Source organism: Pseudomonas sp. DWP3-1-3b3 (assembly GCF_049896305.1).
Lineage (GTDB): Bacteria > Pseudomonadota > Gammaproteobacteria > Pseudomonadales > Pseudomonadaceae > Aquipseudomonas > Aquipseudomonas azotoformans_A.
Genome location: NZ_JAFCUA010000010.1, coordinates 65,141 through 88,716, shown reverse-complemented (window position 1 = coordinate 88,716; position 23,576 = coordinate 65,141). Strand labels below are relative to the sequence as shown.

General features: G+C 62.4%; 10 protein-coding genes and 1 pseudogene. 5 read left to right on the top strand and 6 right to left on the bottom strand.

Annotation, left to right across the window (positions count from 1 at the left end):
• Positions 1 to 7: 7 nt before the first annotated feature.
• A complete protein-coding gene (locus ACP7BX_RS25550; protein WP_033897419.1) occupies positions 8 to 1,312 on the bottom strand; it encodes a cation:dicarboxylate symporter family transporter in 1,305 nt (434 codons plus the stop codon).
• A 128-nt stretch (positions 1,313 to 1,440) separates the two neighbouring features.
• On the bottom strand, positions 1,441 to 2,796 hold the full coding sequence (locus tag ACP7BX_RS25545) for a class-II fumarase/aspartase family protein (protein WP_426127902.1): 1,356 nt from the start codon (positions 2,794 to 2,796) through the stop codon (positions 1,441 to 1,443).
• A 113-nt stretch (positions 2,797 to 2,909) separates the two neighbouring features.
• On the opposite strand from ACP7BX_RS25545, the gene ACP7BX_RS25540 reads away from it, so the two are divergent.
• Positions 2,910 to 3,641 (top strand): GntR family transcriptional regulator, encoded by a 732-nt coding sequence (locus tag ACP7BX_RS25540; RefSeq protein WP_177076877.1) that lies wholly within the window; start codon positions 2,910 to 2,912, stop codon positions 3,639 to 3,641.
• On the opposite strand, the gene ACP7BX_RS25535 is transcribed toward ACP7BX_RS25540, so the two are convergent.
• Both ACP7BX_RS25535 and ACP7BX_RS25530 read right to left on the bottom strand, forming a co-directional pair.
• Positions 3,638 to 4,345, bottom strand: a complete 708-nt coding sequence (locus tag ACP7BX_RS25535) for a methyl-accepting chemotaxis protein (RefSeq protein WP_426160903.1) — start codon at positions 4,343 to 4,345, stop codon at positions 3,638 to 3,640. The two genes, ACP7BX_RS25540 and ACP7BX_RS25535, sit on opposite strands and share 4 nt — an antisense overlap.
• A 417-nt stretch (positions 4,346 to 4,762) precedes the next feature.
• Positions 4,763 to 5,254 (bottom strand): annotated as a pseudogene (locus tag ACP7BX_RS25530) (MCP four helix bundle domain-containing protein); the annotation flags it as partial.
• Between the two features lie 296 nt (positions 5,255 to 5,550).
• Between ACP7BX_RS25530 and ACP7BX_RS25525 the strand changes: the two are divergent.
• Genes ACP7BX_RS25525 through ACP7BX_RS25515 form a run of 3 tightly spaced genes read left to right on the top strand, consistent with a single transcriptional unit; the run spans position 5,551 to position 8,716 of the window.
• On the top strand, positions 5,551 to 6,123 hold the full coding sequence (locus ACP7BX_RS25525; RefSeq protein WP_426127904.1) for a DUF2239 family protein: 573 nt from the start codon (positions 5,551 to 5,553) through the stop codon (positions 6,121 to 6,123).
• 25 nt (positions 6,124 to 6,148) lie between these two features.
• Entirely contained in the window at positions 6,149 to 7,504 is a 1,356-nt protein-coding gene (locus ACP7BX_RS25520; RefSeq protein ID WP_426127906.1) for an MATE family efflux transporter, read from the top strand.
• Positions 7,505 to 7,543: 39 nt separating this feature from the next.
• Positions 7,544 to 8,716, top strand: coding sequence for an MFS transporter (locus ACP7BX_RS25515; RefSeq protein WP_426127908.1), 1,173 nt, complete (start codon positions 7,544 to 7,546; stop codon positions 8,714 to 8,716).
• Here ACP7BX_RS25515 and ACP7BX_RS25510 read toward each other — a convergent pair whose 3' ends face one another.
• Together ACP7BX_RS25510 and ACP7BX_RS25505 are read right to left on the bottom strand one after the other, a co-directional pair.
• Positions 8,717 to 9,082 (bottom strand): type II toxin-antitoxin system HicB family antitoxin, encoded by a 366-nt coding sequence (locus ACP7BX_RS25510; RefSeq protein ID WP_314532425.1) that lies wholly within the window; start codon positions 9,080 to 9,082, stop codon positions 8,717 to 8,719. It lies immediately after the preceding gene.
• Positions 9,079 to 9,330 carry a type II toxin-antitoxin system HicA family toxin gene (locus ACP7BX_RS25505; RefSeq protein ID WP_426127910.1) on the bottom strand — a complete coding sequence of 84 codons (252 nt, stop codon included), beginning with the start codon at positions 9,328 to 9,330 and terminating at the stop codon, positions 9,079 to 9,081. Before ACP7BX_RS25505 ends, ACP7BX_RS25510 begins: the two co-directional genes overlap by 4 nt.
• 209 nt (positions 9,331 to 9,539) lie before the next feature.
• Between ACP7BX_RS25505 and ACP7BX_RS25500 the strand changes: the two genes are divergently transcribed.
• A complete protein-coding gene (locus ACP7BX_RS25500; protein ID WP_426127912.1) occupies positions 9,540 to 23,576 on the top strand; it encodes a non-ribosomal peptide synthase/polyketide synthase in 14,037 nt (4,678 codons plus the stop codon).

The window sequence follows — 23,576 nt, the reverse complement described above, 5'->3', positions numbered from 1 at the left end:
GGCTCCGTTAAAGCGCCGCGCCGGCAGCACGGCCGAGCACGCGTTGATATTCATCCTGGGCGGTCTGCTGGGAGAACTCGCCAGACCACTTGGACACCACCACCGTCGCCACGCTGTTGCCGATGGTGTTGCAGGTGGCAATCGCCATGGACATGAAACGGTACACGCCAAACAGCAGCGCCAGCCCTTCTGCCGGCAGCACGCCGATAGCAGTGACGGTCGCGGCAAACACCACGAAACTGCCACCCGACACCGCCGCCGCGCCCTTGGAGGTCACCAACATGATCGCGATGATGCCCAGCTGTTGCTCCCAGCTCAGCGGCACGCCGTAGGCGTTAGCGATAAACAGCACGCACAGCGACATGTAGATCGATGTACCGTCGAGGTTGAACGCGTAGCCGGTGGGCAAGACCAGGCCGACGCTCTGCTTGGAGCAGCCGAATTTTTCGAGCTTTTGCAGCAGGCGCGGCAGGGCGCTTTCCGACGACGCGGTGCCGAGCACGATGAAGATTTCATCCTTGATGTAGGTGAGGAAGCGCCACAGGCTGAAGCCGCTCAACCGGCACACCGCGCCCAGCACCACGAAGATAAAGAACGCAATGCCGACGTAGAACATCAACACCAGGTTGGCCAGGGACATCAGCACCGCGGTGCCATTGCTGCCCACGGCATACGCCACCGAACCGAAGGCCCCCAGGGGTGCGAACTTCATGATCAGGTTGATGAACTCGAAGAAGCATTCGGAGATGCGGTTCAGGCCGTCTTCGATGACCTCACGACGCTCAGGCTTCAAGGCCAGCAGGGCGAAACCGAACAACACCGAGATCACCAGCACCTGTAACAGCTGGCCACCGGCGAAGGCACCGACGAAATTGTCCGGGAAGATGCCGTAGATGAAGTCCATGGTCGACGCGGGCGCATGGCCTTTGGCAACCGCAGCACTGGCGGCGGCAGCGGCGGCACTGCTCGGGTGCGCGTCATGCATGCCGGAGCCGATCTGCAACAGGTTGCCCCACAGCAGGCCGATGGCCAGGGCGATGGTGGACACCACCTCAAAGTAGATCAACGCACGCAGGCCGACTTTGCCGACGCGCTTGATATCACCGGCCGAAGCGATGCCGTGGACCACGGTGAAAAACACCAGCGGCGCGACGGCGGTCTTGATCAGCTTGAGGAAGATATCGCCGAGGATCTTGAAACTGGCGGCCAGCTCCGGGGCGAGAAAACCGAAGGCGATCCCGAGGAACATGGCGGCGACGACCTGGAAAGTCAGGTCCTTGTAGAGCGGTTTTTTTGCGGGGGTGGATGACATGTCTGTGATCTCATTGTTGTTATTGGCTGTGTTTGAGCGATGTGTCTGGAGCCTGGCTTTTGTGGTGAGCGAGCTTGCCTCGCGCGGGGCAAGCCCGCTCACTACAAAAACCCGATGTGCCCGAAAGATCAGCGTTTGACTGAGCCTGGGCGCGCCAGCGCGATATCGACCATCTGTGGCGCGAGTCCCAGGTAGTTGGCCGGGTCGGTCAGGCGTTGCAGTTCGGCCAGGTCCAGTTGCGCGGTGGCTTCGCCCTGGGCGAGCAGGGCGTCGAGCAGGCTGGTGCCCTGGTCATTGGCCATGCGGCACGCGGCGTAGACCACATCGTGGGCGACCTGGCGGCCGAGGGCCGGGGCGAGGCCCATCATCACGGCTTCGGCGACGATCAGGCCCTGGGTCATGTCGAGGTTCTTGCGCATGCGTTCGGGGCGCACTTCCAGGCCGGCGAGCATGAAGGTCGCCTGGCCGAGGGACGCGGCGCTGAGGGCGAAGGCTTCGGGGATGGCGATCCACTCCGCCTGCCACGGGCCGGTGGAGCGTTCGAAGTCCTGGATCATCGCATCGAGCATCAGCCCGGCGTGTTGGCGCACGCCCTTGGCGGCGGCGTACATCAGCTCGCAGGAAATCGGGTTGCGCTTCTGCGGCATGGTGCTGCTGGCGCCACGGCCTTTTACGAAAGGTTCGTACACTTCGCCCAGTTCGCTGGTCATCATCATCATGATGTCGAGGGCGATCTTGCCCAGGGAGCCGGTGACCAGGCCGAGGAAGTTCAGGGTTTCGGCCAGGCCATCGCGGGCCACGTGCCAGGTGGCTTGCGGCACGCCCAGGCCCAGTTCGGCCATCAGGGCTTCCTGTACTTCCAGGCCCTTGTCGCCGAGGGAGGCGAGGGTGCCGGCGGCCCCGGCGAACTGGCCGATTTCGACGCGTGGACGCAGCTCCACCAGGCGCTCGGCGTGGCGATCGAACATGCTCAACCACACCGCGCACTTGTAGCCGAAGGTGATCGGCAGCGCGTGTTGCAAGTGGGTGCGGCCCGCCATCGGTGTGTCGCGATAACGCTCGGCCAGGCCGGCGAGCAAGCCGCGTACGGCCTGGATATCACGCTCGACGATGGCCAGCGCAGCGCGGACCTGCAGGACCACAGCGGTGTCCATGATGTCTTGGGTGGTGGCGCCCCAGTGCACATAGCGGCCGGCTTCACCGCAGATCTTCGACAGTTGCTCCACCAACGGCAGGATCGGGTAACCGACGATCTCGGTCTCGTGTTGCATCAGCGCCAGGTCCAGGGCCTCGTATTTCGACAGCGTGGCGATCTGCTCGGCGGCCTCGCTTGAGATCACGCCGCAACGGGCTTCGGCGCGGGCCAGGGCGACTTCCACTTCGATGTAGCGTTCGATCAGGGCTTTATCGGAAAACACACCGCGCATTTCGGCGGTGCCGAACATGTCGCGGAACAGGGCGGAATCAAAAACGGTACTCGACATGGGAAAATCCTAATTGTTATTTTTAAACCATACATATTTAATATGTCCGTACATTATGATTACGCCTGTGCTGATACACTGTCAACTCGACAACGAGGGTAAAAATGGAAAGCGTGAGCCAGAGGCGTTATGCGGCGGTTGCCAAGGACTTGATCGATCAGATTGGCAGCGGCCATTACCCGGTGGGGTCGTTGTTGCCGACCGAATTCGAACTCTGCTCGCTGTACGCGGTGAGCCGGCACACCGTGCGCGCGGCCATCGATCAGTTGCAGGGGCAGGGCATGGTCTCGCGGCGCAAGCGCGTGGGCACGCGGGTCGAAGCCGCCTCACCTCAGGGCGGGTATTCCCAGGCGATGGCGTCGGTGGCCGACCTGGTGCAGGTGGCCGAAACCCATATCCGCGATATCCAGGACGTGCGCGAGTTCGTCGCTGATATCGCGCTGGCGCGGCGCCTGGGGCTGGAACCGGGCGGGCATTACTTCTGCGTGTCGAGTATCAAGGTCGATGCCAGCGCCGGCAACGCGCCGCTGTGCTGGACCGACGTGTACGCCGAGCAGACCTATGCCGAGGTAATTCCCGAAGCGCGCAAGCACCCGGATGAACTGATCGCCGCGTTGATCGGCAAGGCGTTCTCGCGGCATATCGATGTGGTGGACCAACAGGTGCGGCCGGTGCAGCTGTCAGCTGAGTTGGCCGCCAGCCTCAAGGCGCAGGGTGGCGCGTTGGGGCTCAATATCATCCGCCAGTATCGCGACGAGGCTGGCGGGGTGATCGCGGTATCGGAAACGGTCTACCCCGCAGACCGTTTTACCTTGACCATGCAGATGAAGCGCGACAAACGCTAGGCCACGTTGAAAAACGCCACCTTGGTACTCAAGCGATCCGCCAGCTCCGCCAGTTCGTGATTGGAATGCTCCACCTGCTCGGAGCCCGCCGCCGACTGCACGGTGGAGCTGTGGATGCGTGTGACATTCTGCGCAACTTCTTCCGCTGCCGCGCTTTGCTGCACTGAAGCACTGGCGATCTGCGCGTTCATCGCATTGATCGCTCCCACTTCCTGGCTGATCTTGCCCAGGGCCACCTGTGAGTCGCGGGTCTGCGCCACGGTGACCTGGGCCAGGCTGCGGCTGCGTTGCATGATATCGGCGGCGTCCTGGGTGCCGCTTTGCAGCTTGCCGATCATGTCGCGGATCTCCTGGGTCGATTCCTGGGTGCGTGTCGCCAACGAGCGCACTTCATCGGCCACTACCGCAAAACCACGGCCATGTTCACCGGCCCGCGCCGCTTCGATGGCCGCGTTGAGTGCCAGCAGGTTGGTTTGGGCAGCGATCGCGTTGATCACTTCGATCACGGTTTCGATGCTTTCACTGTCGCTGGACACTTGGTTGACCCGGCTGGTGGCCTGGTCGAGGATGGTTGCGAGCTCCTCGATAGCCACGGTCACTTCGCCGACCAGGCGGTGGCCGCTGTCGACTTCTGCGTCCGCCAAAATAGTCGCCTTGGACGCAGCGGATGCGTAGCCCGAGACCTCGCTGACCGAGGCCGCCATTTGCGTGATCGCAGCCGCTACGTGCTGGGCTTCGCTGGTTTGCAGGGTGATCTGCTGACGGTTGTCGCTGGCTACGGACAACAGGGTGACCGAGGCGTGACGCAGGGCTTGGGCCGCCGAACGTACTTCGGTGATGGTGTCGCCCAGGCGCGCCAGGGCGTTTTTCAGAATACCCATCACGCTGTCGGGGTAGCGGGTTTCGATAGGCTGGTTCAAGTCGCCATTGGCCAGGCGACGGATCGCCTCGGCGACTTCCTCCGGCTCGGCGCCAAGAGTGGCCTTGACCTTGCGGATGATCAACAGGGACACCAGCACGCTCAAGAGGATCGCGACGGCGCTGGCCAGCAGCATCAGCACGGCAAAGTTACTGGCGGCGGCTTGCACCGTGTCCAGGCGTTGCTTGATCTGGGCTTCTTCGAAGTCGATCAGGGCATTCACGCGTTTGAGCCATTCGGTGTAGTGAGCCGACGACTGGGCCAGCAGCAAGTCCTGGGCGCCGGTGATGTCATTGCCGCGACGCAGGCTGATCACCCGTTCGGTGGAGGCCAGGGCCTGGGTCTCGATGGCCTTGATATCAGCCAAAAGACGGGACTCTTCGGCGCTGGCGGCGGTGTTGGCGAACAGGCGATCCATCATCACCGCAGAGTCCTGGTAATCGCGCTTGAGCTGGTCGATCTCGGCCAGGTGGCGGTTGAGCGACGGTTCATCCTTGACCAATACGGCATCGCGGATGGCGATGGCGCGGTTGTGCACGCTGCCACGGAAATTGATCGCATAGCGCTGCACCACAGCAGCTTTTTCGGCCACTTCCTTGAGAGTGCTGTCGATAAAACCCACGCGCTGGATACCGACGGCGGTGATCAGCACCAGCAATGACAGGGTGGACGCAAAGCCCAGTCCGATACGCATCGCCAACGAGACAGGTTTTTTCATGGAAAGCTCGATATTCAGGGAATTGAGAGATGATGGCTAATAGCTATCTTCGCTGGGGAATCTATCGACCCGCCTGTCACGCGTCCAATCAGAAATTGCTGACCCTGCCATCGAGCGAATTGATGGAATAAAACCTGGATTGACACGTCATCCGATGTATTTTTGCCGCTCAGCGGCAGGCAGTTGGAAGTTTCACCACAATATCGCCTTGCATGTCATAAAACTTCGGCTAATATGATCCGGGTAAAATGATTAATATCCGGGTAATAACTATGCCTACGCAAAACCTTCCTAAGTGTACGGCCTTTGTTGGCCACCAGCGTGTGGCGGCGGGTTCCTACGCTGATGTCGCCGATGCGCTCGCCAGTCTTGATCATCCAGCGGGCAGCTTTCTGGTATTCGATGACGCCACCGGGCTCCAAGTCGACTTCCCCTGGCCCGCAGGCTATGCGCCTGAACAACCGGTCCAGGCCGAAGTCACGGACGAGCCTCCCGTCACGCCCTCGGTCGGGCGCCCTAAACTGGGAGTGGTCGCTCGGGAGGTCACGTTATTGCCGCGCCATTGGGAATGGCTGAGCCAGCAACGCGGCGGCGCATCGGCGGCGTTGCGCCGGCTGGTGGATGAGGCTCGCGCGGCCCATGCTTCCCGTGATCAGATACGCCAGGCAAAGGAAGCCGGGTATCGCTTCATGAGCGCTATCGGCGGTGACCTGCCCGGTTTCGAAGAGGCTTCACGGGCGTTGTTTGCCTTTGATGCGGTGGACTTCTCCCGCAAGATCGCACACTGGCCGCTGGACGTGCAAACGTACCTGGCCTGGTTGTCTCGCAACGCGTTCCCTGTCTGATCACCCTTCCTGGATCCCTACCTTCATGGACGTCACTCAACAACGGCCGTTGTGGCAGATCTACCTGATCTTTCTGGCACCGATGGTGCTGTCCAATTTCCTGCAAAGTTTTTCCGGCACCCTCAACGGTATCTATGTCGGGCAAATGCTCGGGACCCAAGCGTTGGCGGCGGTGTCGGGCATGTTCCCCATCGTGTTTTTCTTCATTGCCTTGGTGATCGGCCTGGGGGCGGGCGCCTCGGTGTTGATCGGCCAGGCCTGGGGGGCGCAGGAAACGGGGATGGTCAAGGTGATTACCGGAGCAACCTTGACGCTGGGCGCGCTGGTGGGTGTGATCGCAGCGGTGCTGGGCAGTCTGTTTGCACGTCCGGCGTTGCAGGCATTAGGCACGCCGGTTGATGTGCTGGACGATGCGGTCGGCTATGCGCAGAAGATGATGTTGATCATGCCGTTATTGCTGGTGTTCATCCTCTACACCCAGCTGCTGCGTGGCGTCAGCGACACGATCTCGCCGTTGCTGGCGTTGATGGTGTCGACCCTGGTCGGCCTGTTGCTGACCCCGGCCCTGATTGGCGGCTGGATCGGCCTGCCGCCCATGGGCATCCAGAGCGCGGTGTATGCCGGGCTGGTGGGTAACGCCCTGGCCATGCTGTTTTTGATCTTGCGCCTGCGCCACAAGAATCATGTGATGGCGCCCGATCGTGAGTTGCTTGCGGCCTTGCGCCTGGACCGCGTGATTCTCGGAAAAGTCTTGCGCATCGGCTTGCCCACCGGCCTACAGATGGTGGTGCTGTCGCTGTCGGAATTGGTCATCCTTGCCCTGGTGAACGGCCACGGCTCCCAGGCCACGGCGGCGTATGGCGCGGTGACACAGATCGTCAACTACGTGCAGTTCCCGGCACTGTCGATTGCCATCACCGCCTCGATCCTGGGTGCCCAGGCGATTGGCGCCGGACGGTTGGAGCGTATCGGGCCGATTCTGCGCACGGGGTTATTGATCAACCTGTGTCTCACCGGTGGCCTGATTGTATTGGGTTATGTGTTGTCCCACTGGTTGCTCGGGCTGTTCATTACCGACGATGCGGCACGGGTCAACGCTGAGCACCTGCTGCACATCATGCTGTGGAGCATCCTGGTGTTTGGCTTCCAGGCGGTGGTGGGCGGGATCATGCGTGCCAGCGGTGTGGTGCTGATGCCGGTGGTGATTTCGATTTTCTGCGTGCTGTGCGTGGAGCTGCCGATGGCTTACCTGTTCAACGCGCATTTTGGCCTGGAAGGCGTGTGGATGGCGTTCCCGGTGACCTACCTGGCAATGCTGGTATTGCAGACCGCGTATTACCGGTTGGTGTGGCGGCACAAGCAGATCAAGCGGTTGGTGTGATAAAAGGTCGCGCACTTTAGGACAGAAGGTTTCTGAGTCATGGCAAACCCTTACGCCGAGTTGTTCCAGGTCCCTGGTGCCCGGGCTTTTGTGCTGGCGGGCCTGTTGGCACGCATGCCGGTATCGATGACGGGGATCGGTTTGATCACCATGCTCTCGCAGGTGCATGGCGGCTATGGCCTGGCGGGCTCGGTCGCAGCGGTGTTCGCCTTGGCCACGGCGTTTTGTGCGCCGCAGGTGTCGCGGCTGGTGGACCAATACAGTCAGGGCCGAGTGCTGCCGATTGCCGCATTGATCGGCGGCGGGGCGTTGTTGATGTTGCTGCTGTGTACCCGTCTGCAAGCACCGAACTGGCTGCTGTTCCTGTTCGCCGCGTTGGCGGGTTGCATGCCCAATATGTCGGCCATGGTGCGGGCGCGCTGGACCGAGCTGTATCGGGGCCAACCCAAGCTGCAGACCGCGTTTGCCCTGGAGTCGGTACTGGACGAAGTGTGCTTCATCATCGGGCCACCGATTTCTGTGGGGTTGAGCGTGGTGCTGTTTCCGGAGGCGGGGCCTTTGGTTGCAGGGTTGTTGCTGGCGGTGGGTGTTACCACCTTTGTGTTGCAGCGTGAGACCGAACCACCTGTGCATGCGCACCAGGGCCACCACGGCCGCTGGCTGATTGCGTCACCTTCGGTGCTGATCCTGATGATCCTGCTGCTGGCCATGGGCGTGATTGTCGGCGTGGTGGATGTGGTCAGCGTCGCATTTGCCCAGCATCAGGGCCAGCCAGCGGCGGCGAGTATCGTGCTGTCGGTGTACGCCATTGGCTCATGCCTGGCAGGGCTGGCGTTCGGTACGCTCAAACTCAAGGCTCCGCTGCCCCGGCAGTTCCTGTTCTGTGGCGTGGCGACGGCGTTGACCACCTTGCCATTGCTGCTGGTGACCAATATTCCTGGGCTCGCGGTGGCGATCTTTATCTCTGGGTTGTTCTTCGCTCCAACGCTCATCGTATCCATGGCCCTCGTGGAGCGGATCGTACCGGCCAGCCGCCTGACCGAAGGCATGACCTGGCTGATCACCGGCCTCAGCATCGGCGTGGCCATTGGCGCTGCCAGTTCCGGCTGGATGATTGACCACTTAGGCGCCACCAGCGGGTTCTACGTGGCGTTGGCGGCGGGGGCGGTGGTGCTGGGGGCGGCAGTGTTGGGTTATCGGCGGTTGGGTTAATCAGCTAACCGCAGGGCATGCATCATTGCCATGATGCTGTAAAAACTCATTCAAGGCTTGGCGTGTCAGGTCATTGAGGGTCACTTTTTTGCGGGTTGCCGCCAGGGCTGCCGCCAAGTGCAAGTCATGGCCGACCCGGACATTGAAGGAACCCTTGCAGGGCTTCTCCGGGGTCTGCCCGAGGGTCTGGCAAGTGGTGAGGTAGTCATCCACCGCCTCACGAAATGCAGCGTCCAGTTCAGCGACGGTTTTCCCTTCATAGCTCACCAGCGCCTTGATGAACAGAATCTTGCCGAACAGGCAGTTGTCTTCGACGCTGGCTTCGATGGAGCCGATGTAGCCCTTGTGTTTCAGTTGGTTGTTCACTGAATCAGTTCTCCTGATTTCAACTGTTCGATGATCTGGCGCCGAATGTAGTGTTTCAGTTCGTTGCCAGGGTGAGGCTTGTGCAAGGTGATCATTGCACTGGGGTCGCCGATGTCGAATTTGACCCGGCTTCCAGCCCCTTCAATCTGTGTGTAGCCCAGTCGTCGCAGCAGCGTTACGAGCTCAGGCCAGGTAAATGCCATGTGCTCATTGAGCAGGTTGGCAAGCAGCTTTTCATTTTTGGACACGGCGTTCCCTGCGTGTAACTAAATGTAGTTGCAAAAAGTGGTGTTCGTCAATGCTAGCTCGGGTTCGGGTGTCTCTGCTGAGATTGATGTAACCCTTGATGACACCTCGCTCCACGCCATCGACTCCCCGCTAATTTTTCCCTGTCCGGTTCGTTTTATAGGGACGACGTGCCTTTGTGCTTCCCGCCTATTGCTCCGGACTCCAAGAAATGAATGCTGAAGACTCCTTGAAACTTGCTCGCCGGTTTATCGGGTTGCCCCTGGAAAAACGCCAATTGTTCCTGCAGGCCTTGCAGAAAGAAGGGGTCGATTTTTCCCGGTTTCCGATTCCGGCAGGGGTGGAGGCGCAGGATCGCCAGGCGCTGTCCTACGCGCAGCAGCGCATGTGGTTTCTCTGGCAATTGGACCCGGCCAGTGGCGCCTACAACCTGCCTGGCGCTGTACGCCTCAAAGGCACGTTGAACCTGGAAGCGATGGAGCAAGCATTTGCGAGCCTGGTCGCGCGCCACGAAACCCTGCGCACCGTGTTCCAGCAACAGGCCGATGAGCGCCTATTGCAGGTCGCGACAGCAAAATCATTGGTCGTCGAACAACTCGACCTGAGCCACATGGCTCCTGCTGAGCGCGAACAAGCCGTCAACGACGCCGCGATCCGTCAATCGCTGCTGCCGTTCGATCTGGAGAACGGCCCGCTATTGCGCGTGCAATTGCTCACGCTCGACACGCAGGAGCACGTGTTGCTGCTGACCCTGCATCACATCGTCTCCGACGGTTGGTCGATGAACGTGCTGATCGAGGAGTTCATCCGCTGCTACGACGCCCATGAGCGCAATGAAACGCCGCAACTGCCGGCCTTGCCGATCCAGTACAGCGACTACGCCCTGTGGCAACGTCGCTGGTTGGAAGCGGGTGAGCAGGCTCGACAATTGGAGTACTGGCAAGCGCGCCTGGGCGATGAGCACCCGGTGCTGGAACTGCCCACGGATCGCCCACGCCCGGCCATGCCGAGCTATCAGGGTACGCGCCATAACTTCGCGATCGAACCCGCGCTGGCCGCACAACTGCGCAGCTGCGCGCAAAAGCACAACGTTACCCTGTTCATGCTGTTGCTCGGCGCGTTCAACGTACTGCTGCATCGCTACACCGGGCAGGGCGATATCCGCGTCGGCGTGCCAATCGCCAACCGCAACCGTACTGAAGTCGAAGGGCTGATCGGCTTTTTCGTCAATACCCAAGTGCTACGCACCGAGCTGACCGGGCAAACCCTTGTCACCGAGTTATTGCAAAGCATCAAGGAACACGCACTGGGCGCCCAGGCCCATCAGGAATTGCCGTTCGAGCGCCTGGTGGAGGCCCTCAAGGTCGAGCGCAGCCTCAGCCATACGCCGTTGTTCCAGGTCATGTACAACCACCAGCCGGTGGTGGCCGACATTGCGAGCGTCAGCACGGCCTCCGGCCTGGAGCTGGCGCTGGTGGAGTGGCAAGGCCGCACCACTCAGTTCGACCTGACCCTCGACACCTATGAAAAATCCGGCACCCTGCACGCCGCGTTGACCTACGCCAATGACCTGTTCGACGCGGCGTCCATCGAGCGCATGGCTGGGCATTGGATCCGTCTGTTGCAGGCCATGGTGGCCGACGGTGCGCAGCGCATCGGTGAGTTGCCGATGCTGGATGCGGATGAGCAGCAAGTGCTGGTCCACAGCTGGAACCAGACCGCCGAGGCGTACCCGATCGAGCGCGGCATCCATCACCTGATCGAAGACCAGGTACAGGCCACGCCCGACGCGCCAGCGCTGGTGTTCGGTGCCACAACGCTGACCTATGCCCAGCTTGATGCCCGCGCCAACCAACTGGCCCATGCCTTGCGCGAGAAGGGCGTAGGTCCGGACGCTCTGGTCGGAATCTGCGTTGAGCGCTCGATTGAAATGGTGGTCGGCCTGCTGGCTATCCTCAAGGCAGGTGGCGCCTACGTCCCTTTGGATCCTGAGTATCCCCAGGAACGCCTGGCCTACATGATCGAGGACAGCGGTATTCAGTTACTGCTCAGTCAGCACAGTCTGTTGCCGTTGTTGCCTGTCGAAGGCATTCAAGTGATTGCCCTGGACCAGTCTGCCGGCTGGCTTGATGGTTACAGCACCGAACCGGTAAACGTTACGCTTCACGCGCTGAACCTGGCCTACGTGATCTACACCTCCGGCTCCACCGGCAAGCCCAAGGGCGCCGGCAACAGCCATCGTGCGCTGGTCAACCGCCTGTGCTGGATGCAGCAAGCCTATGGCCTGGACGCCAGCGATGCGGTCCTGCAGAAAACCCCGTTCAGCTTCGATGTGTCGGTGTGGGAGTTCTTCTGGCCGCTGATGACCGGCGCACACCTGGTGGTAGCAGCGCCCGGCGAGCATCGCGAACCGGCACGCCTGATCGAGACGATTGGGCAGCACGGCATCACCACGTTGCACTTTGTGCCGTCGATGCTCCAGGCGTTTATCCATGAGTCGGGCGTGCAGGCTTGCACGAGCCTGCGCCGCATCGTCTGCAGTGGCGAAGCCTTGCCGCTGGATGCGCAATTGCAAGTGTTTGCCAAGTTGCCCCAAGCCGGTCTGTTCAACCTGTACGGCCCAACCGAAGCCGCCATCGACGTCACCCATTGGACCTGCGTCGACGAAGGCGCCGACAGCGTGCCCATCGGCCGCCCCATCGCTAACCTCGGCACCTACGTGCTCGATGCCCAGCTCAACCCGGTTCCCGCTGGCGTCAGCGGCGAGCTGTACCTGGGCGGTATTGGTCTGGCCCGTAGTTACCATCGGCGTCCGGCGCTCACCGCAGAACGTTTTGTACCCAGCCCCTTCGGTGACGGTGCGCGCTTGTACCGTACCGGCGACCGCGTGTGCCAACGGGGCGACGGCGTCATCGAATACCTCGGCCGCCTCGACCATCAGGTCAAGCTGCGTGGCTTGCGTATCGAGCTGGGTGAAATCGAGACGCGCCTGATGCAACACCCTTCGGTGCGCGAGGCGGTGGTGCTGGTGCAGGGCGGCAAGCAGTTGGTGGCCTACCTGGTGCTGGAAGACCAGGCGCCGGTCGATCTCAAGGCCTGGCTGCTGAGCAGCCTGCCGGAGTACATGGTACCCACTCATAGGGTGCACCTGGCCAAGCTGCCGGTGACTGCCAACGGTAAGCTTGATCGCAAGGCCTTGCCGGTGCCGGATGCTGCGCCACAACAGGCTTATGTCGCACCGGAAAACGACCTGCAGAAAACCTTGGCAGCGATCTGGTGCGATGTGCTGGGTGTGGAGCAGATCGGCTTGGAAGACAACTTTTTCGAGCTGGGCGGCGATTCGATCATCTCCATCCAGGTGGTCAGCCGTGCACGCCAGGCGGGGATTCGCCTCAGCCCGCGAGACCTGTTCCAGTACCAGAGCGTGCGTAGTCTGGCGCTGGTCGCGACCCGCGAGCAGGCGACTATCATCGACCAAGGGCCAGTCACCGGCGAAGTCATTCTCACGCCCGTGCAACAGAGCTTTTTCGAGCAGGCGATTCCAGCGCGTCAGCATTGGAACCAGTCGCTGCTGCTGACGCCACGGGAAACCCTGGAGCCTGCACGGCTTGAAGCGGCGTTGACCCAACTGATCAACCACCACGACGCCCTGCGCCTGCGGTTTGTGCAACAGGCTGACGGGTGGCAGCAAACCCATGCCGAGCCTGTGACCACGGCTGAGGTGTGGCAAACCCAAGTGGCTGACGATGCTGAGTTGGCCGCACTCTGCGACGAAGCCCAGCGCAGTCTTGATCTTGAGCTGGGCCCGTTGTTGCGTGCTGCCCTGGTGGCGATGGCCGACGGCTCCCAGCGCTTGCTGCTGGTGGTGCATCACCTGGCGGTAGACGGCGTATCGTGGCGCATCCTGCTCGAAGACCTGCAACAGGCTTACCGCAATACCGCATTGCCGGCCAAGACCAGCGCCTATCAACTGTGGGCGCAGCAATTGCAGGCCCATGCGTTGACGCTGGACGAGCAACTGCCGTACTGGCAGGCCCAGACCACGAACGTCGATCTGCCGTGCGATAACCCCCACGGTGGCCTGCAAAACCGCTTGGGCAGCAAAGTCGATATTCGCCTGAGTGCCGAACATACCCGTCAACTGCTGCAGGACGCGCCAGCGGCCTACCGCACCCAGGTCAACGACCTGCTGCTGACTGCCCTGGCGCGCGTCATCAGCCGCTGGAGCGAACAGCCCGCCGCGCTGATCCAACTGGAAGGCCATGGTCGCGAAGACGTGTTCGACACGGTTGACCTGAGCCGCACTGTCGGCTGGTTCACCAGTCTGTTCCCAGTACGCCTGCAAGCCGATGGCGAGCTGTCGGCTGCAATCAAATCGGTAAAAGAGCAACTGCGCGCCGTACCGCACAAGGGCATCGGCTACGGCCTGCTGCGCTATCTGGGTACGCCGGATACCCGCGAAGCCCTGTCGAACCTGGCTACGCCACGCATCACCTTCAACTACCTGGGCCAGTTCGACCGCCAGTTCAACGAGTCGGCGCTGTTCGTTCCGGCTACCCAAGGCAGTGGGCAGGCCCAGGATCCTGACGCGCCGCTGGCTAACTGGCTGACGGTGGAAGGGCAGGTGTATGGCGGTGAACTGGCCCTGCAGTGGGGTTTCAGCCGTGAGATGTTCGATGCCGCGACGGTCCAGCGCATGGCGGATGACTACGTGGCCGAACTCAAAGCCTTGATCGAGCATTGCTGCGACACGCCGGCAGGGCAAGTCACCCCTTCTGATTTTCCGTTGGCACGCCTGACCCAGCAGCAGTTGGACGCCTTGCCCATCGCCGGGCCGGCGATTGCCGATGTCTACCCGCTGTCGCCGATGCAGCAGGGTATGTTGTTCCATACGCTGTACGAGCCCGAGGCCGAGGCTTACATCAACCAGTTGCGCCTGGATATCGACGGTTTGGACTTGCTGGCATTCGGCCGTGCCTGGCAGGCCGCGCTGGACCGCCATGACATCCTGCGCAGCAGCTTCCACTGGCTTGGTCTGGAAAGCGCCCACCAAGTGATCCAGCGCCAGGTGGATGTGCAGTTGCAAGTGATCGAAGACATCGAAGCCGATTTTGATGCGCTCGCCGCTGCCGAACGGGCGAAAGGCTTTGCGCTGAATGCGGCGCCGCTGTTTCGCCTGATGCTGGTGCGAGGTTCCGGCACTGCCTGGCATCTGATTTTCACCAGCCACCACATCCTCATGGACGGCTGGAGTAACGCCCAGTTGCTCGGCGAAGTCATCGCTCACTATGCCGGGCAACAGGTGCCGACGCCGCTGGGGCAGTTCCGTGATTACCTGGGGTGGTTGCAGCAGCAAGCCTCAGGCGAAGCGTTCTGGAAGGCCAGCCTGGCACCGTTGCAAACGCCGACCTTACTGGCGCAGGCGCTGCGTGTGCCGACCGACGGCAAGGGAATGGCCGATCATCAAGTGCTGCTGGAGGGCGATTTCACGCAGGCCCTCGGTGAGTTTGCCCGCCGCCAGAAAATCACCCTCAACACCGTGCTGCAAGGCGCTTGGAGCCTGTTGCTGCAACGCTATACCGGGCAAGACTGCGTGGCCTTTGGCGCCACTGTCGCAGGCCGCTCGGCGCCATTGCCGGGGATCGAGCAACAACTGGGCCTGTTCATCAACACGCTGCCCATTGTCAGCGCAGCCTCGCCCGCGCAGTCGGTTGCCGGCTGGTTGAGCGAACTGCAAGCGCTCAACCTGAGCCTGCGCGACCACGAACATGTGCCTCTGTATGACATCCAGGGTTGGGCGGGGCAGCAGGGCAGTGCGCTGTTCGACACCTTGCTGGTATTCGAAAACTTCCCGGTGGCCGAAGCCTTGAAACAAGGCGCGCCCGCCGGCCTGGCGTTCGGCCGCCTGCACAACCATGAACAGACCCACTATCCGCTCACCCTGGGGATCGAGCTGGGCGCCAGCCTGCGCCTGGAGTTTGGCTATGACCAAGCGCGTTTCGGCGCGCAGCAGGTCGCTCGGCTGAGTGGCAACCTGCAACATCTGCTGGTTCAGATGCTCGCCGATGCCCAGGCACCGCTTGGCAATCTGCGTCTGCTCGATACCGTTGCCCAGCGCGACGTGCTCGCCCTCAGCCAGTCGGCAGGTGCTGCACAAAATGACCTGCGCGTACACGAACGTATCGCCGCCCAGGCCGTCGCCACGCCGGAGGCGCTGGCGGTACAAGCTGGCGATGCACGCTTGAGCTATGCGCAGCTCAATGATTCTGCAAACCGTCTGGCCCATCGCCTGTTGGCGCTGGGCATTGGGCCTGGCCAACGCGTCGGTCTGGCGGCTCGACGGGGTCCGCAATTGATTGTCAGCTTGCTCGCCGTGCTCAAGAGCGGCGCCGCCTATGTGCCGCTCGACCCGAGCTACCCGCTGGATCGCCTGACTTACATGCTGTCGGACAGCCGCCTCGATCTGCTGCTCAGCGAAATCGGGTTGCTCGCCGACCTGCCGCTGCCTCAAGGGCTGGAGCGTGTGGACTTCACCGCCTCCGGTACAGAGTTGGCAGACTACCCGTCGACCAATCCACTCAATCACACAAACGCCGCTGACCTCGCGTATGTGATCTACACCTCCGGCTCTACTGGCCAGCCCAAGGGTGTGGCGATCGATCATGCCGCCCTCGGTCAATTCTGCGACAGCGCCGAGGCCTATAGCCGCTTGAGTGCTGCGGACCGCGTGTTGCAATTCGCGACCTTCAGCTTCGACGGCTTCGTCGAGCAATGCTACCCACCCCTGTGTGTCGGCGCTGCGTTGATCATGCGCGGCGACGAACTGTGGGACGCCGGGCAGTTGGCTCGGGAAATCGTCGAACAAGGCGTGACCCTGGCGGATTTGCCAGCCGCTTACTGGTACTTGCTCGCCAAGGAATGTGCTGTCGACTCACGCAGCCTGGGCAACCTGCGCCAGGTGCATGTGGGCGGCGAGGCAATGTCGGTGGAAGGGCTGCGCGCCTGGTACGCCGCTGGCCTGGGCGACGTGCGCCTGGTCAATACCTACGGGCCTACCGAGGCGACCGTGGTGTCCAGCGTGCACGACTGCCAGGTGGCGGATGCCAGCGATGCGTTCGGCGTGCCGATTGGCCGGGCGATCCAGGGGCGCTCCTTGTATGTGCTGGACAGCGGTTTCGACCTGTTGGCAACAGAGGGCGTTGGCGAATTGTGCATCGGCGCCGAACACGGCCTGGCCCAGCGCTATTTCGATCGTCCGGCGCTGACCGCTGAACGCTTCCTGCCGGACCCGTTTTCCGCCGTGCCGGGTTCGCGTCTCTACCGCAGCGGCGATCTGGCCCGTTACAACGCGGCGGGTGCGCTTGAGTACGTCGGCCGCATCGATCATCAAGTGAAGATCCGTGGTTTCCGCGTGGAAATGGGCGAGATCGAAGCCAGCCTGCAAGCCATGCCGCAGTTGCGCGAAGCCGCCGTCATCGCGCAGTCGAGTGCGACGGGCACGCAATTGGTGGCGTACGTGGTGCCCGTCAATGGGCAGCCCCTGGACATGCCCGCATTGGCCGCCACCTTGCGCCAGTCCCTGCCGGACTACATGGTGCCGGGGCATTGGGTCATCCTCGATGCGCTGCCATTGAACAACAACGGCAAGCTCGACCGTCGCGCGCTGCCGGCGCCAGACCTGAATCAAGCGCGCCAGGCCTATGCTGCCCCGCAAAATGCCCTGCAAATGCAACTGGCCGCCATCTGGCAAACCGTGTTGCAGGTGGAGCAGGTGGGCCTCAATGACCACTTCTTCGAGCGTGGCGGCCATTCGCTGCTGGCCACCCAAGTGGTCTCGCGGGTGCGCCATGACCTCAAGCTGGAAGTGCCTTTGCGCACGCTGTTCGAACAGCCGACGCTCGAAGCGTTCGCAGCCGCTTGCGCAGGGTTGCAGGCCACCACGGCACTGCCACTTGTGGCGGTGACACGTGACCAGCCGCTGGTACTGTCATTTGCCCAGGAACGCCAATGGTTCCTCTGGCAATTGGACCCGTCCAGCGCTGCCTACCATGTGCCGAGTGCGCTGCACCTGCGCGGCAAGCTGGATGTCGCGGCGTTGGAGCAGGCGTTCCAGGCCCTGGTGAAACGTCATGAGCCGTTGCGCACCACCTTTGTGGAAGAGGGCGAGCACACCTGGCAAGTCATTCATCCAAGCCTGGCTGTACCGATCGAACAGCAGCGCGTGGAGGCCTCGGCCATCGAGCACGCCGTGGCGCAGGAAATCCAGCGCCCGTTCGACCTGGTGACTGGCCCGCTGATGCGCGTCAAATTGCTGGAAGTCGAGCCTGAGCACCATGTGCTGGTGATCACCCAGCACCACATCATCTCCGACGGTTGGTCGATGCACGTGATGGTCGACGAACTGGTGGCGCTCTATCAGGGCCACACCCCGTTGGCTGCGCTGCCGATTCAATATGCCGACTATGCCCTGTGGCAACGCGAGTGGATGGCGGCCGGTGAAAAACAGCGCCAACTCGATTACTGGTGCACACGCCTGGGCACCGAGCATCCGGTGCTGGAGTTGCCCCTGGATCATCCGCGCCCTGCGGTGCAAAGCCATCGCGGCGCGCGCCGGCAAGTCCATCTGGACAGCGGGTTGGTGGCTGAACTCAAGGCCCTGGCCCAGCGTCAGGACGTGACCCTGTTCGTGGTGCTGCTGGCGTCGTTCCAGACCCTGCTGCATCGCTACAGTGGCCAGTCGCAGATTCGCGTCGGCGTGCCGATCGCCAACCGTAATCGCCTGGAAACCGAGCGCCTGGTCGGCTTTTTCGTCAACACCCAAGTGTTGCAGGCCGATGTGCACGGGCAGATGGCATTCGAGCAATTGCTCGCCCAGGTCAAGCAGCACGCCCTGCAAGCTCAGTCTCACCAGGACCTGCCGTTTGAACAACTGGTGGAAGCCCTGCAACCGGAGCGCAGTCTCAGCCACAACCCGCTGTTCCAAGTGATGTTCAACCACCAGGACAACCCGCGCGCCGCGTCGGTGCGCTTGCCTGGCCTGGACTTGCAGCCGGTGGATTGGGCCGGGCACAGCACACAGTTCGACCTGAACCTGGAGACCGAAGAGTCCGCCGACGGTCTGTGGGCGTCCCTGACCTATGCCACCGACCTGTTCGACGCCGCGACCGTCGAGCGCTTGGCCGAGCACTGGCAAAACCTGCTGCGCGCCGTGGTGCGCGATGCATCACAAGCTGTGGACGAACTGGCGATGCTCAGCGCGTCGCACTGGCAACAGATGGTCGAGACCTGGAACGACACGGCTGTCGACTATCCCCGCGAGCGCTGCGTCCAGCAACTGTTCGAGGCTCAAGCCCTGGCACAACCGGACGCGCTGGCACTGCAATTCAATGGCCAAGCCCTCAGCTACGGCGAACTCAACCGTCGCGCCAATCGCCTGGCCCATCGCCTGATCGCGGCCGGTGTGGGGCCGGACGTGCTGGTGGCGGTGCATGTCGAGCGCTCCGTGGAGATGGTGGTCGGCTTGCTGGCGACCCTCAAGGCAGGCGGCGCCTATGTACCGCTCGACCCGCAGTTCCCGGCGGAGCGCCTGGCTTACATGCTTGAAGACAGCCGCGCTCGCGTGTTGCTGACCCAGTCACATCTTGAGGGTCGTCTGGTACAGCCGCAGGGGCTGCAGGTGCTGATGGTCGATGATGCCAACGCTGCCGAGCACAACCCGCACGTCAATGTCACACCGGAACACTTGGCCTACGTGATCTACACCTCCGGCTCCACGGGCAAGCCCAAGGGGGTGATGGTGCGCCACCAGGCGTTGTGCAGCTTTACCTGTGGGATGGCCAGCACGCTGGACATCGGTACGGACGCGCGGATGTTGTCGCTGACGACGTTCTCGTTCGATATCTTCGCCCTGGAGCTCTTTGTACCGCTCGCGGTGGGCGCCACCGTGTTGTTGAGTGACCAGTCACTGGCCCTCGACCCGGAAGCGATCATCGACCTGGTGCGCAGCCAGTGCGCCAACGTACTGCAAGCCACGCCGTCGACCTGGCGCATGCTGCTGGAGAGCCCGCGTGCCCCACTGCTGCACGGGATCAAGAGCCTGTGCGGCGGCGAAGCCTTGCCGACGGACCTCGCCCAGCGTCTGCTCGACCTGCAAGGGACTTTGTGGAACCTGTATGGACCGACGGAAACCACCATCTGGTCGGCCGCCCATCGCCTGCATGAGGCGCAACCTTCGGTCGGGCGGCCTATCGCCAATACCGCATTGTTTATCCTCAACGCCGGGTTGACACCCAGCCCGGTAGGCGCGGCGGGTGAGCTACTGATCGGCGGCGTTGGCCTGGCGCGGGGTTACCATGAGCGCCCCGCACTGACGGCTGAGCGCTTTGTGCCCAACCCGTATGGTGCACCCGGTGAGCGTTTGTATCGCACTGGCGATCTGGCCCGCTACCGTGTCGACGGTGTGGTGGAGTACATCGGCCGGGTCGACCATCAGGTCAAGGTGCGTGGGTTCCGCATTGAACTCGGCGAAATCGAAGCCTGCCTGCGCGAGCATGCCGGCGTGCGCGAGGCCGTGGTCCTGGCCGACAACGACCGCCTGATCGCTTATCTGGTCAGCCCTGCGCCTGATGCGCCAGAGGTCTACAAGGCCGCCCTGCGCGAACGCCTGCCGGACTACATGGTGCCGGCGCACCTGATGTTCCTCGACAGCCTGCCGCTGACCCCCAACGGGAAGCTGGACCGCAAGGCATTGCCGGCAGTGGACGCAGCGCTGCTGAGCAAGGGCCATGTCGCGCCAGTGACGCCACGTGAGCAACAGGTCGCGGCCATTTGGGCCGAAGTGCTGGACCTGCCGAAGGTCGGTCTCGACGACCACTTCTTCGAACTCGGCGGGCATTCACTGCTGGCCACGCGCATCGTGTCGCGGGTTCGCCAGGCTCTCGCGTTGGAAGTGCCGCTCAAGACCCTCTTTGAACACCCGTTGCTGGGTGATTTCGTGCGGGCCCTGGGTGAGGCGGGCGTGACGGCGCCAGCGTTGCTCAAGGCCGATCGCAACCAACCATTGCCGCTGTCCTATGCCCAGGAACGCCAATGGTTCCTCTGGCAACTGGACCCGCACAGCACGGCGTATCACATCCCCAGCGCATTGCGTTTGAAAGGCCCGTTGGACTTGTCCGCACTGCAACGCAGTTTCGACACCTTGCTGGCACGCCATGAAAGCCTGCGTACCCATTTGCGCCAGGACTCCGTCGGTACGGTGCAGGTGATTGAAGACTCGGGCCTGATTGAAATCGACCAGGCTGAAGCTGCTGAAGCCAGCCTCAAGGCTCAGGTCGCAGAGGTCGTTGCGCAACCGTTCGACCTGCTGCGCGGGCCGCTCCTGCGTGCCAAGCTGCTGCGCCTGGCCACAGAGGATCATGTGCTGGTGCTGGTGCAGCACCACATCGTCTCCGATGGCTGGTCGATGCAATTGATGGTCGAGGAGCTGGTGCAGCTTTACGCTGCCTTCAGCCAGGGGCAGATGCCCGATTTGCCGGCCTTGCCGATTCAATACGCCGACTACGCCCTGTGGCAGCGCAACTGGATGGAGGCCGGTGAAAAGGCCCGCCAATTGGCCTACTGGCAGGCCCAGTTGGGCGGCGTGCAGCCGGTACTGGAGTTGCCTTTCGATTACCTGCGCCCAGCGGTTCAAAGTCACCGTGGTGCGCGTCTGGGTATTGAACTGCAGCCGCAGCTCCTGGCCGGTCTGCGTCGCTTGGCGCAGAGCGTCGGCGTGACGTTGCCGATGGTGCTGTTGGCGTCCTACCAGGCGTTGCTGCACCGCTACAGCGGCCAGGAAGACGTGCGTGTCGGCGTGCCGATTGCCAACCGCAATCGCCTGGAAACCGAAGGGCTGATCGGCTTTTTCGTTAACACCCAGGTGCTCAAGGCCGATATCCACGGGCAGATGAGCGTGGTGCAACTGCTGCAACAGGCCCGCCAGCGTTCCCTCGAAGCCCAGGCCCATCAGGACCTGCCGTTCGAGCAACTGGTCGAAGCCTTGCAACCCGAACGCAGCATGAGCCTCAGCCCGCTGTTCCAAGTGCTGTTCAACCATCGCGTGACTTCGGCCGATCGTCATTTGCAACGCCTTGTCGAGCTGGACGTCGAGGTGCTGAGCTGGGATGAAGGCGTGGCGCAGTTCGACCTGGCACTGGACGTGGAAGAAAGCCAGGCGACGCTGCGTGCCTCGCTGAGTTACGCCACCGACCTGTTCTCCCCGGCGACTATCGAGCGCATGGCTGGCCACTGGCAGAACCTGTTGCAGGCGATGGTTGTCGATCAACAGCAACCCATCAGCCAATTGAACCTGCTGGGCCCGGATGAGCAACAGCACATCCTGCAACTGTGGAACCAGACCGACGCCGGCTTCTCGGCCGAGCGTCTGGTGCACGAGCGGGTGGCTGATCGTGCCGGTGAAACCCCGCAGGCCGTGGCGGTGAAGTTCGATGCGCAGACACTCACCTACGGCGAGCTGGACCGCCAGGCCAACCGCCTGGCCCATGCGCTGATCGCCCGTGGCGTCGGCCCGGAAGTGCGCGTAGCGATTGCCATGCCGCGCAGTGCTGAAATCATGGTGGCGTTCCTGGCGGTGATGAAAGCCGGTGGCGTGTATGTGCCGCTGGACATCGAATACCCGCGTGACCGCCTGCTCTACATGATGCAAGACAGCCGTGCGCAATTGTTGCTGACCCATAGCCGCGCGTTGCAGCAATTGCCGATTCCCGAGGGCTTGGACACTCTGACGATTGATCGCAGCGAAGACTGGGCTGATTACCGCGACACCGCACCGGACGTGAAACTGGACGGCGACAACCTCGCCTACGTGATCTACACCTCCGGCTCCACCGGCCTGCCCAAGGGCGTGGCGGTGTCCCACGGCCCGTTGGTGGCGCACATCATCGCGACCGGCGAGCGTTATGAAACCAGCCCGTCTGACTGCGAACTGCACTTCATGTCGTTCGCCTTCGACGGCTCCCACGAAGGCTGGATGCACCCGTTGATCAACGGCGCCAGCGTGTTGATCCGTGACGACAGCCTGTGGCTGCCGGAATACACCTACCAGCAAATGCATCGCCATAACGTGACCATGGCGGTGTTCCCGCCGGTTTACCTGCAACAGCTGGCCGAGCATGCTGAGCGTGACGGCAACCCACCGAAGGTGCGTGTGTACTGCTTTGGCGGTGACGCGGTCGCCCAGGCCAGTTATGACCTGGCTTGGCGCGCGCTCAAACCGACCTACCTGTTCAACGGCTACGGCCCGACTGAAACCGTGGTCACGCCGTTGCTGTGGAAAGCCCGCCGAGGCGATCCGTGCGGCGCGGTTTATGCTCCAATCGGCACCTTGCTGGGCAACCGCAGCGGCTACGTACTCGACTCGCAACTCAATCTTCAACCTGTCGGCGTGGCCGGCGAGTTGTACCTGGGCGGCGAAGGCGTGGCCCGTGGGTACCTGGAGCGTCCGGCACTGACGGCGGAACGCTTTGTGCCGGACCCGTTTGGCAAGCCAGGTAGCCGCGTGTATCGCAGCGGCGACCTGACCCGTGGTCGTCCGGACGGGGTGGTGGATTACCTCGGGCGTGTCGACCATCAGGTGAAGATCCGTGGTTTCCGTATCGAATTGGGCGAGATCGAAGCGCGTCTGCGTGAGCAGGACAACGTCGGTGAAACCGTGGTGGTCGCCCAGGAAGGTCCGACCGGCAAGCAACTGGTGGCCTACGTGGTGCCGGCGGATGCCAACCTGGCCGACCAGGCGGAGTTCCGCGACAGCCTGCGCCGCGCCCTGAAAGCCCGCCTGCCGGACTACATGGTGCCGACGCACTTCATGTTCCTGGCGCAGATGCCGCTGACGCCCAACGGCAAACTCGACCGCAAAGGCTTGCCGCAACCGGACGCAAGCCTGCTGCAACAAGCCTATGTGGCCCCCGAAACTGAGCTTGAGCAGCAGATCGCCGCGATCTGGGCCGAGGTGCTGCGCCTGCCGCAAGTGGGCCTGAACGACAACTTCTTTGAAGTGGGCGGCCATTCCCTGCTGGCGATCCAGATTACCTCACGGGTCCAGGCCGAGCTGGGCCTGGAAGTGCCGCTGCTGGAAGTGTTCCAGACCGAAACGCTGCGCGCCTATGTACAGGCAGCCGCTACCTTCCGTGCCGGCAGCGCGGAAGACTTTGATGATCTTCGTGACTTTTTGAGCGAACTAGAGGCGATTTGA